Raw genomic sequence first — 12,575 nt, 5'->3', positions numbered from 1 at the left:
ATGTCTACACTTTTTCTTCTGCGATTGCTTCAGAAAATAGAGCTTCGTTTTCTTCAACAAAATTTTCGAGTATCTTAAAGAAATTCAGAATGTCCTCGTCTTTATTGCCAGAATTTATGGTGACCAAACGTACAAATTCGTTTTCCTGAAAAGTTCCGTAGCCTACCATTAATTCGGCATGTTCGTAAAGGGCGGTACAGAGTTGTTGTGCGGGAATGTTCTTATAGTTGAAACATACCGAAATGGAATCGTCAAAACTATAGAGGGTATAATCGCTATTGTCTTTAATGTAATTTCGGGCAACTTCAGCCAGCTGGAATTGCTGGTCCACAATTTTTTCCAGCCCCGAAGTTCCAACACTTTTCCACAAGGTCCAAAATTTCAATGCATCGTTTCGTCTTCCACATTGAATGGAGGTTTTTCCCAGGTTGTAATCGTCGCCATCTGTCTGGTACAGATAAGCAGCATCGTTGCTGAAGGAATTGTTTAGGTGCTTTTTATCTCGAGTGACAATGATAGAGCAGGTAAGGGGTGTGCCCATCATTTTATGGGCATTTACGCTAAAGGAGTTGCTGAGCTCCAGTCCATGTACCAGGTGCTTGTATTTATTGCTGAAAATGATACTGCCGCAATACGCACCATCTACGTGCAGCCATAGATTGTGTTTTTTGCAAATTTCTGAGAGTGGCTCAATAGAATCAAAAGCACCCAATACCGTCGTGCCGGCCGTAGCATTTACAAAGAAAGGGTGGTTGCCATCCTCAATATCCTTTTCAATGAGTTTTTGAAGGGCTTCGGGAAGCATTTTTCCATAGGCATCGGTAGCCACAAAACGCACTTGGTCCCGTCCCACGCCCATTAATGAGGCATTTTTGGGAATGGAATAATGCGACTCTGCAGAAGTGTACACGATCATTTTTCCCTGGGCACCTTTCAATCTAATAGTCTCATTGAAATTATCCCTTGCCATTACCATAGCCATAAAATTGCTCATAGAGCCTCCCGGGGCAAACGTACCATCACTAGTGTTGGGATAGCCAATTAGGTTGCAAATGTTGTGTAGTATTTCTTTTTCAACTCCCACTTGTGGTCCTGCAACCTTATAGGTGTACATACTGTTGTTTAGCAGTACTGCAAGAAGGTCTCCCAATGTTGCCTTGGGATTCCTGCCTCCAAATAATTGATTGAAAAACAGTTTAGTCGCCGTTCTTGGAGTGCTTAGGATTAGGTTTTCAATGGTCGACTCAAAATTGGGGTCCGGGTTTTCTTTGAGCGTAAGGTCCAGTTGCCTAAATAGCTCTCCAGCTGGTATGGGTTTGGTTACTGGGTGTTCACCTTCGGCTTCAAAAAGTTTATGTGCGAGCTTGTTAAAAAGATCAAGTTCGTAGTTCATAGATTAGTTTTTGGGGATGTTGATTTTTTAATAATTGGTGATGTTTGTGGAGCTGCCCGTTCCCAGACCAATCACACGGTCGTAGCGTTCTCCGGGGGCACGGTAATACACTACTACTGAATAATTGTTTTCGGTCTCCCAAAAATCACCACTTATAGCTCCTTCGTCTATGCTGCCGTCACGATCTACCAACACATATTTATAGTTGTAGAAGCCTTGTTTGAACATTCTAGCATTTTGGTAGCTATCTGTAGCTTTATTGTAACGCATATAGGTGGTGCCATCTATAGTGTAGTTGTTGAAATTTCCGTAGATGTGTATCTCCTTGTCCTCCAAAGCCTCAAAATATTGAAGGTTGAAGTGTACAATAGTATATTCAGCTTCAATAGCTTGGTTTTGGGCATTGATATTACGCACCACAAAGCCTCCATTAATATCGGGATTGTACGTGTAGGGGCGGTCGCTTCGGTCTATATCCGTATATAGAAAATGTTCGTAGAGGTCGTTCAGTTCAATTCGCCTAATGGTATTATTGGCAGCCCGTATATCTTTATTGTCAAAATTGTGGAACTCGTTGCCCCCACCAAAAGCTGCTTCCTTATCATACCTATAAATCAGCTCGGTGCCTATTGTGTATTGTGGTACAAGATCGGTTATGGCAGTCTTTATGTTTCCGTTTTGCAGTACCAGTGTTTTTACATTCCGTTTTGGGTTTATGAGTATTTCCGAAGGGGAATCTATGGTAAACTGTACTACTTGGTCGTTTTTGATGCGCCTTAAGTCTCTAGCCCTTTTAATTTCCACACCAACACTCACGAGGTTTTCCTTGACAATAAATTTTCGGGAGAAAACTATGTTGCCATCATCATCAGAAAAGGTGATAAGGTAATTTCCACTTTTTGTGATGCCGCGCGTTTCCCTGTTTGGGATGGTGAGGAAATAGTGGGAAAATATTTGTAGTGTATTCAAGGAGTTCTCATACGTTTCAATACGTACCTCGTCAAACCCTTGCAAATACTCGTTCTTTGAGAGGTTGCTCGGGGTCCAGTCAAAGTCATAATGATCTATCCTGTAATAAAAATCGGCTTCATTTCCGTTAAGCGCATCAAAGGAAATCCGCAATCTATCGCCCAGGTTTATAATGGGGATTCCGGCGTTATTGGGTTGTCCGGAAAACTGTATGGTTCCAATATATTCTGGCGGAGGGATTTCTTGGGCTTTTTGTGCAAAAACCTGATGGGTTATACAAGAGATAAACAATAGGGATATAAGGTGCTTTACCATGCCAACGTATTTTGAGTGGCTAAATATAAGCAATTTCTGTGCCTTCTTTAAAAACTAAAAACTAGCCACTTGAGCCATTAAAAATTTAAGATATATTCCTTGTATATTGCTAGTTTTAATTATTAAATTTGCACACCCTAAATAGAGCCATGTTGGCAATTAGGGCAAAGGCAATTTTAACACATATATCCTATGTCCAAAGACATTAAGATTAAAAAAGGTCTTACCATAAACCTGAAAGGCGAAGCGGAAAAAACGCTATCCAAAGCTCCACGTTCCAGGACGTTCGCCATTAGACCAGCCGATTTCCACTTAACCACTCCAAAAATGGTGGTGAAGGAAGGGGCAAAGCTTCAAGCAGGAGAAACTCTTTTCTATTCAAAAGACAACGAAGCCATTAAGTTTGCATCACCTGTAAGTGGTACTCTTACTGCTATAGAGCGCGGTGCAAAACGTGTGATCACACGTGTGGTGATAGAAGCCGAAACACAAGACACATTTGTGGATAGTGGTAGTTTGAACGTAGCTTCTGCAACTGCTGAAGAAATCAAGAAACATTTATTGGCAACTGGTTGCTGGCCTTTTGTTAAGCAACGTCCCTACGATGTAATTGCAAACCCTGAAATTGCTCCACGGGATATTTTTATCTCAGGCTACACCACAGCACCCCTTGCGGCAGATCTTGATTTTACCCTTAAAGGAAAAGAGGCCGAATTACAGGCAGCCGTTACCGCACTGGCTAAATTGACCGAAGGTTCTGTACATATTGGTATAGGGGCCGATGGTAGCTCCCCGTTAAAAGGTATGAATGATGCGGTGCTCCATACTGTAAAAGGACCACACCCTGCTGGAAATGTTGGTACGCAAATAGCAATGATAGCTCCAATTAACAAAGGCGATACCGTATGGACAGTAGCCGCTCAAGACTTGGTTATCATAGGCGAATTGCTGCTCACAGGAAGATTTAATGCCGAAAGAGTGGTTGCCTTGGTAGGATCTTCAGTAAAATCTCCAAAGTATTATATCTCAAAAATAGGTGCCGAAGTTTCCACATTTGTATACGATAGCGGTCTCAACGAAGAAAACGTCCGTGTAATTAGTGGCGGCGTACTATCGGGTACTCAAATTTCCCCAAAAGGACATTTAGGGTACTATTCAAACACGGTAAGCGTAATTCCTGAAGGTGACGATTACGAATTCTTTGGTTGGAACAAACCTATCTTTAATAAAATATCAACGTCACGGGCGTTGACGTTCTCTTGGTTAACCCCTAAGAAAAAATTTGAACTCGATACTAATACCAATGGTGAGCACAGAGCTTTTGTGGTTACGGGAAATTATGAAGAGGTGTTCCCGCTGGATATGTACCCATTGCAATTATTAAAGGCGTGTATGGTACAAGACCTAGATGCTATGGAGGCAATGGGGATGTACGAGGTGGCACCAGAGGATTTTGCGCTAACGGAGTTTATTTGTGTTTCCAAGCAACCGCACCAACAGATTATTAGAAACGGGCTGGACTTAATGTATAAAGAAATAGGATAATTGTTCATTTTGAAAAAAATGAAAAATATATAGTATATGGGATTGAAGCAAAAATTACATACGCTCAAAGAAAAATATAAGGGCACCAAAATGGCTCCGGCATTCAATGCGTTGCACACCTTTTTGTATCTGCCTAATGAGACTACCCACGGCGGAACACACATTAAAGTGGCCGACGACCTAAAGCGTACCATGAATATCGTGATCATGGCCTTGGTGCCTTGTTTGATCTTTGGGATGTTCAATGCTGGGTACCAGCATTATGCTGCTTTGGACAGCACGCTGCGAAATGCTCCTCTGGAAAATTTCTTTACCTGGGACAACTTCATCATGGGATGCTGGACAGTACTTCCTTTGGTAATCGTCTCGTACGGTGTGGGACTGCTTATTGAATTTATTTTCGCCGTGATAAAAGGTCACGAAGTGGAAGAAGGTTATTTGGTAACGGGAATGCTCGTACCATTGATCGTTCCTGTAGACATTCCTTTATGGATGCTTGCAGTGGCCGTAGCCTTTGGAGTGGTGATAGGTAAAGAGGTATTTGGCGGTACGGGAATGAACATCTTGAACCCTGCCTTGACCATACGAGCCTTTTTGTTCTTTGCCTATCCAACGTGGATGAGTGGTGACAAAGTATGGGTGCACGGAGCTGTAGAGCGACAAAAGGAAATCTTGGCTGGTGCTAATGTAGATGCCATCTCTGGTGAGACCATTCTAGGTAGCTATGCACAAAACCAAGAAGTGGTTTATAGCCTCTGGGATATGTTCTGGGGCTTTATACCTGGGTCGGTTGGAGAGACTTCAAAACTGCTGATCATCGTAGGTGCGTTCATATTGATCTTTACCAAGATAGGTAGCTGGAGGATTATCTTCAGTACCTTGGTAGGAGCTTTGGTGATGGGGCTAATTTTCAACGGAGTTGTTTCAGCAGGATGGATTGGTGAAAGCTCGAAATTCTTTGGTTTGATGAACGTTCCTTTCTGGCAACACCTTATTATTGGTAGTATCTTGTTCGGTGCCGTGTATATGGCAACAGACCCTGTAACCGCCAGCCAGACCAACAAAGGGAAATGGATATACGGATTTTTGATAGGTTTCATTTCAATACTGATTCGAGTTTTCAACCCGGCATACCCAGAAGGGGTTTTCTTGGCAATATTATTAATGAACGTGTTCGCACCAACAATTGATCATTACGTAATACAAGGAAATATAAAAAGAAGAGCAAAACGTCTAAAAGTTAAAACCGCGTAAGCATGGCAATTAACACTGAAAAAAATAGTTATACCGTCATTTTTGCCATTATCATGGTAGTAGTGGTTGGGTCTTTGTTGGCAGGGTTTGCCAGTGGACTCAAGCCTATGATCAAGGCAAATGAAAAGTTTGAAAAGCAACAGAACATCCTGTATGCTATGAACGTGAACGATAATGAAGGTGATAGTGATGTAGCATTTATCCCGACCGATAGGGTTGAGGAAGAGTTCAACAAGTATGTGAAAAAGCAACTTGTTATTCAAGGAGATAAGGTTGAGGAAAACGATGAAGCCTATCTTATAGACTTGAAAAAAGAGGAAACTAAAGCAAAAGATCCTTCGTACGAGCGTAGGTTACCATTGTTCGTAGGTGAGAAAGAAGGAAAAGAAGTATACGTAATTCCCGTACGGGGAAAAGGACTTTGGGATGCTATCTGGGGCTTTGTAGCCGTAGATAAGACCATGACCATACAAGGGGTATACTTCGATCACAAAGGTGAAACCCCAGGTTTAGGAGCCGAAATAAAACAACGTTATTTTATGGATGATTTTACTGGTGAAAGTTTCCTAAACGGAAATGCTTTTGAAGGAATTGCCGTAGCCAAAGGAAATAACGACCCTAAAAATACCGACACGACCGATAATGAAGTAGATGCCTTGGCAGGAGCTACTATTACCGGCGATGGTGTTTCGGCTATGTTGAGAAAGGATGTGAAAATGTATGTTCCTTATTTCAAAAATCTGAATAAATAGAAAATAACGATGTCAGGCTGAGAAAATTCGAAGCCCAATTCAATATAATATAATTTTTAATTATGGCATTATTATCAAAAAAAGAGAGAGGATTGATATTAGATCCACTGGCAGACAATAACCCAATTACCATTCAGGTACTGGGGATTTGCTCCGCACTCGCAATTACGGCCCAGTTAAAGCCGTCTATCGTAATGGCCATTTCGGTACTGTTCGTAATGGGAGTGGGTAACGTTGTAATTTCGTTAATGCGAAATATTATCCCCTCAAAAATTAGGATCATCGTACAGCTTATCGTAGTGGCAACTTTGGTTATTATAGTAGACCAAGTGTTAAAGGCATTCGCGTATGAACTTAGTAAGGAACTCTCGGTATTTATTGGGCTTATTATTACCAACTGTATTATTATGGGGCGTTTTGAGGCCTTTGCTCTAGGTAATGGCGTTTGGCGTTCTTTCCTTGATGGAATAGGTAATGCAGCTGGATACGGAGTTATTTTAATAATCGTTGGTTTCTTTAGAGAACTCTTGGGTAGTGGAACATTATTCGGTTTCGCTGTATTGGGAGATCCTGTGGAGAAAACAGGCCTTTACGCCATTGGGTACGAGAACAACGGTTTTATGGTACTGCCTCCTATGGCCTTGATAGTTGTAGGAATTATAATCTGGGTACAACGTAGCCGTAATAAAGCCCTTATCGAGGAAAATTAAAAATGTATTGATTCCCTCTTTTGAAGGGAGCTAGGGGGATATTGCCCCTTTAAAAAATTTAATATGGAACATTTAGAGCTATTTTTTAAATCCATCTTCGTAGACAATATGGTATTCGCATACTTCTTGGGTATGTGCTCTTATCTTGCGGTGTCTAAGAAAGTGAGTACGGCCGTTGGCCTTGGTGCTGCGGTTATCTTTGTATTAACAGTAACCGTCCCACTTAACTGGTTGTTGGACCAATACATTTTACAAGAAGGAGCCTTAACTTGGTTAGGGCCTGAGTTTGCAGACTACGATCTAAGCTTTCTCTCGTTCATCCTGTTTATTGCAACCATTGCAACAATGGTACAGTTGGTAGAGATAGTTGTTGAAAAGTTTTCACCATCCCTATACAACTCATTGGGTATTTTCTTGCCACTTATTGCTGTAAACTGTGCAATTTTGGGAGGTTCGTTGTTTATGCAATCGCGTGATATCGCTTCTTTCGACCTAGCATTAAATTACGGTTTCAGTTCAGGTATTGGTTGGTTCTTGGCCATCGTTGCCATAGCCGCTATCCGTGAAAAAATAAGATACAGTAATGTTCCTGCTCCCCTTCGAGGATTGGGTATCACATTTATTATAACTGGTTTAATGGCGATTGGTTTTATGAGTTTTGGAGGAATGCTAACAGGCGGAGACGAAGAAACCCCTACATTAGACAGTAACCCAGAAAATATAGGTATCCAATCTGGAGATACGCCAATAAATAATACTGAAAAAGAGACCGCTCAAATTGAAGTTTCAAAACTAACACAGCAATAATATGTTTTTAGCAGCAAGTACATTGGGAGTTGTAGTAGCCACGGTCATAGCCTTTTTGGTATTGACACTCTTGTTGGTGGCGCTTTTGTTATTTACGAAGCAAAAGCTATCTCCATCTGGTCCCGTGACCATCACTATTAATGATGAAAAGAAAATCGAAGTAGAAAGTGGCGGAACGTTACTTTCAACACTTGGAGGCAATAAAATTTTCCTTCCTTCTGCCTGCGGTGGAGGTGGGACCTGCATACAGTGCGAGTGCCACGTGTTAGAAGGTGGAGGTGAAGCACTACCTACCGAGACACCACACTTTAGCCGAAAAGAATTAAAAGCCGGAGCAAGGCTTTCTTGCCAAGTAAAGGTGAAGCAGGATATGAACATCCATATCCCAGAAGAGGTGTTCGGTATCAAAAAATGGGATGCTACCGTAGTGCGTAACTATAACGTGGCTTCCTTTATTAAGGAATTTGTAGTAGAGATCCCCCAAGATATGAACTACAAGGCAGGAGGGTATATCCAAATAGAGATCCCCCCCTGTGAAGTAAAGTATGAAGATATTGACATTACCGCACACCCCGAAGAACACGATACACCAGATAAATTCCAAGCAGAATGGGATAAGTTTGGACTGTGGCCATTGGTGATGAAAAATACTGAAACTGTAGAGCGTGCGTACTCCATGGCTTCTTACCCAGCTGAAGGACGCGAGATCATGCTCAACGTTCGTATTGCCACACCCCCTTGGGATAGAGCAAAAAACCAATGGATGCAAGTAAACCCTGGAATTGCCTCATCGTATATCTTTAATCTGAAGAAAGGTGATAAGTGTGTGATTTCTGGTCCTTATGGTGAATTCTTCATCAACCATTCTGAATCTGAAATGCTGTACGTAGGCGGGGGAGCAGGAATGGCACCTATGCGTTCTCACCTGTATCACTTGTTCAAAACTTTGAAAACAGGAAGAAAGGTAACCTATTGGTATGGTGGGCGTTCCAAGCGAGAGTTGTTTTATTTAGATCATTTCCAGCAATTGATGGACGAATTCCCTAATTTCAAATTCTATCTCGCACTTTCAGAGCCTTTGGAGGAAGATAACTGGAAAGTTAAAAAAGATATCAATGATGAAGAAGGAGACGGTTTTGTAGGGTTTATCCACCAAGTGGTAATAGACAATTATCTGAACCATCACGAAGCACCTGAAGATATCGAATTATACTTCTGTGGACCTCCATTGATGAACCAAGCTGTTCAAAAAATGGGAGAAGATTTCGGAATTCCAGACGAACATATCAGATTCGATGATTTTGGAGGTTAGAGATCTATAAAACTAAAATATTGACAATAAACCGCATACAATTTGTATGCGGTTTTTTTATACCGGTCTTTAATCGATTTTAAGTTTCTGAACAACGATAAAATAATTTCTACTTAACATTTTTTTATAAGTTTAAAGCTTCAACGTATTGTAGTACACTACAATAGAAAAATGAAGCCATGAGATTAAATGTATTTGCGTCAATAATTTTTTTTGTAGTTTCCACTACATCATTTTTTGCCCAGATTCCTTATTTAGGTGAAGCATCAGATTATATGCCCAGTGAGCATCCCACAAAGGTGGTACATCCAACCAATTTTTATATAACTGAACCAGCTCGCGATTTCCCACAAGTAGTAGATCGTTCAATCTTTCAGGGTAAAGTTGTGCCTCGAGGTGCTACTGGACCAGCCAATAGTTTGAGTCCAAAACGCCAACGGAAACTGGATTATCTTAATTCAGCTGGAGAGAGCCCCTCCCAGATAGACCCACTTATGCAAGGAGCAGGGTCTTTCAGCAGAGCCTCTGAGACAAGAGCACCTATTGTAGATTTTGAAGGAATAGGTCTCAATGTTTCCCCTCCAGATCCCTCTATGGCAGTGGGTCCCAATCATATAGTGACTATGGAAAACGGATTGTGGTCCGTTTATGATAAATCTGGAAACCAAGCGCCAGGTTTCCCGAAAAACTTGACCGATCCGCTTTCGGCTCCAGGAAGCACGGCCAATGCCGGAGACCCAATAGTAATGTACGATCGCCAAGCAGATAGGTGGTTCATTTCCCAATTCCAACTACCTGGTAGCAACACCTTTTTAATAGGTATTTCAACAACTAGCGACCCAACCGGGACTTATTATGTGTATGAGTACAATCTGGGTGCTGGCAACGATTACCCGCATTATGGGGTATGGGGAGATTCCTATGTTACTGCAGGGAACTTTTCCGGAGCCCAAAAAGTGTACACATTTAATAGAACTAAAATGCTAGCGGGGGACAGTAGTGCAGAAATTGTAGGCTTTTCACCAGCAAATTTAGGGACAAGTGGTTTTGCAGCGCCAATACCGGTACATTCTGAGAGAGATGTTACGCCTACGGGGCCTATTAAAATTGTATTCTATCAAGATGATGCATTCAGTGGAGTGGCAACGGACCATATAGGTTTGTGGAACATTACGATGGATTGGAATAATATCGGCGCATCTACAATTTCAGGAAAAAACCAGATTCCTACAGCCAGTTTCGATGCTGCAATAGCAGGTGGGTTTTCAAACTTGGAACAACCCGGAACTACACAGCGAATAGATGCCATTGTTGGTGCGGTTATGAATATGTGCCACTGGTACGAATTTGGATCACACCAATCTATAGTAATGAATTGGGTGGTAGAGATTCAGGACGGAACACAAAAATCAGGTATCCGTTGGGTAGAGCTGAGAAGTACCGATAACGGTGCCTCATGGAGCGTGTACCAAGAAGGAACATTTACAGATCCTGCTGGAGCGACTGTTGCTCAAAAAGAATCAGTTTTTATGGGTTGCATCACTATGGATGAGGACGGAAACATTGGTTTGGGATACACCAAAACAGGAGCCAGTACATTTCCCTCGCTCTACTATACAGGACGTTTGGCTACAGACCCCTTGGGAACTATGAGCTTTGGTGAAAACCTAGTGGTTTTGGGAACCAACTCTGTAACAGGAAACGATAGATATGGAGATTATGGACAAGGCGTTACAGACCCCAGTGACGACAAAACATTTTGGGTGACTTCGGAATATTCTGGCGATGGCGGTACAAACGGAAGACAAGTACGTATATATTCCTATAAAATTGAGCCCGACTCACCAGAGATCAGCTTTGCTACTACTTCTGAAAGTATTTCTGAAAGTGACACAGCCTGTTTTACCGATATTGATGTACCACTAACCATTGGCCTGGGTCCTTCACAGGATGCAGTAGTAACATTCTCTATAAATGGTTCTAGTACCGCTACAACCAATTTAGATTTTGAATTATTGACCAATAGCGTAACATTCTTGGCAGGGGAGACAGCTAATAAACTCATGTCGTTGCGAATTTACCACGACGGATTTGTTGAGGTAGATGAAACCGTTGTGATAGATTTTACCGTGAATGCCAATGGAGGTGATGCTACAGCAAATCCTAATGGCGATCAATATACACTCACGATTTCCAGTACAGATGCTTCTCCAGCAGTTACAAGTACTACTGCGTTATTAAATGAAGATTTTGAATCGGTTCCAGCTGGTTGGGCTATTATAGACCAAGATGGAGATGGAAATAATTGGGCAATAGGGATCCCTCCAGGTCCGCCAGCCCACTTGGTTACACAAAAACTATTTTCTCAATCTTGGGCCGGAAGTGCCTTAACACCAGATAACTATTTGCTTACAAATGAAATTACAATTCCAGCAAACCTTGACGCTGCTACATTAACGTACGAAGTAGCCCCGGCAACACTTACCCAAACTTGGTACGAGGAATATTATACGGTATACTGGGCGACAGATATTTCGAGCGTAGCAACTATAAATGCAAGTCCTCAAGTAAAACCAGGAGGTATAATCAACCAAGCCGTAGAAGTTGAAAATATCGACATGAGCCCCTACATTGGTGAAACAGGATATTTAATATTTAGACATCACAATTGTACAGATGAAGAATATATATCTATTGACGATATGCTACTGGAAGGAACATTTGCCACAAATGTCCAAACAGCAGTCAATACAGCAAACCCGGACCAGTTGCGCCTGAATGGTCCAGGTACTTCATTCAGTTACGACCCAACTTCCAATAACGTTATGGCAGCTATTACAAATAATAACTCTGAAAACTATGGCTGTTCCACAATTGCCGTGAGCCGAGCTGGAACTACATCACAGGGATATAATGGTAGCACTGGCAGTGACGAAGTTATGGACAAGCGTTTTACAATTTCAGCAACAAATACACCTGCCAGTGGAGATACCGCCATTACATTTTATATAGACAGTACCGAACTTTCTGGTTGGGAGACCGCAACTGGAAACACCAGTGGGACCTACGCTATGTATATAGGTAGAGAATCTGGAGGAGTACTGGAAGATGTTGTTGCGGCTACCGTAGGTGCTTTTGGTTCGCATACTACATTTACGGGTGATTTTACCGGGACAGATGGCGATTACTACTTCGGTCTCGAGACAGCTTTCGTAAGCTGTTCCGGTGTTGTCAGAACCTGGAACGGGAGTGCTTGGAGTCCTTCGGGAACCCCCGATACTTTGGATCAAGCCATTATTGCAGGAAATTATAACACTGTGGACGATGGCGACTTGGACGTTTGCCAGCTCACAGTGGACAGCGGTGCCACACTCACCGTTGGTGCGGGCGACTACCTGCGCACTGAGAGCAACATCGTTGTGAACGGCACCCTCCAGGTGGACCACCAGGGCAGCGTGGTGCAGGTGGACCCCTCTGCGACGGTGTTGAACAACGGTACGATCAACGTGGACGTGACC

General features: G+C 42.3%; 8 protein-coding genes and 1 pseudogene. 7 read left to right on the top strand and 2 right to left on the bottom strand.

All coding sequences use genetic code 11. The annotated features are described in order from the left end of the window. Positions 1-4 precede the first annotated feature (4 nt). Both C8D94_RS12690 and C8D94_RS12685 read right to left on the bottom strand, forming a co-directional pair. A complete protein-coding gene (locus tag C8D94_RS12690) occupies positions 5-1,393 on the bottom strand; it encodes a pyridoxal phosphate-dependent decarboxylase family protein (protein ID WP_115124338.1) in 1,389 nt (462 codons plus the stop codon). 27 nt (positions 1,394-1,420) lie between these two features. Beyond that, positions 1,421-2,677, bottom strand: a complete 1,257-nt coding sequence (locus tag C8D94_RS12685; protein WP_115124501.1) for a type IX secretion system plug protein — start codon at positions 2,675-2,677, stop codon at positions 1,421-1,423. 192 nt (positions 2,678-2,869) lie between these two features. Here C8D94_RS12685 and C8D94_RS12680 point away from each other — a divergent pair, with 192 nt between their 5' ends. The 7 genes and pseudogenes from C8D94_RS12680 to C8D94_RS12650 all read left to right on the top strand — a co-directional run. Next, positions 2,870-4,222, top strand: coding sequence for a Na(+)-translocating NADH-quinone reductase subunit A (locus C8D94_RS12680; RefSeq protein WP_115124337.1), 1,353 nt, complete (start codon positions 2,870-2,872; stop codon positions 4,220-4,222). Positions 4,223-4,258: 36 nt separating this feature from the next. After that, positions 4,259-5,476 carry an NADH:ubiquinone reductase (Na(+)-transporting) subunit B gene (locus C8D94_RS12675; protein ID WP_115124336.1) on the top strand — a complete coding sequence of 406 codons (1,218 nt, stop codon included), beginning with the start codon at positions 4,259-4,261 and terminating at the stop codon, positions 5,474-5,476. Positions 5,477-5,478: 2 nt separating this feature from the next. After that, positions 5,479-6,228 (top strand): Na(+)-translocating NADH-quinone reductase subunit C, encoded by a 750-nt coding sequence (locus C8D94_RS12670; RefSeq protein WP_115124335.1) that lies wholly within the window; start codon positions 5,479-5,481, stop codon positions 6,226-6,228. 62 nt (positions 6,229-6,290) lie between these two features. Beyond that, positions 6,291-6,938, top strand: a complete 648-nt coding sequence (locus tag C8D94_RS12665; protein ID WP_115124334.1) for an NADH:ubiquinone reductase (Na(+)-transporting) subunit D — start codon at positions 6,291-6,293, stop codon at positions 6,936-6,938. A gap of 63 nt (positions 6,939-7,001) precedes the next feature. Further along, the gene (gene nqrE, locus C8D94_RS12660) at positions 7,002-7,745 is read left to right on the top strand and encodes an NADH:ubiquinone reductase (Na(+)-transporting) subunit E (RefSeq protein WP_115124333.1); all 744 of its coding nucleotides are present in this window, start codon (positions 7,002-7,004) and stop codon (positions 7,743-7,745) included. Between the two features lies 1 nt (position 7,746). Continuing rightward, complete coding sequence (gene nqrF, locus C8D94_RS12655; RefSeq protein ID WP_115124332.1) at positions 7,747-9,057, top strand: NADH:ubiquinone reductase (Na(+)-transporting) subunit F; 1,311 nt, start codon at positions 7,747-7,749, stop codon at positions 9,055-9,057. Between the two features lie 179 nt (positions 9,058-9,236). Continuing rightward, positions 9,237-12,575, top strand: a pseudogene (locus C8D94_RS12650) (hypothetical protein); the annotation flags it as partial.

This window comes from Marinirhabdus gelatinilytica (genome assembly GCF_003353425.1).
Lineage (GTDB): Bacteria > Bacteroidota > Bacteroidia > Flavobacteriales > Flavobacteriaceae > Marinirhabdus > Marinirhabdus gelatinilytica.
The sequence above is the reverse complement of the archived record's forward strand: the minus strand, read 5'-3'. Positions and strand labels throughout refer to the sequence as shown.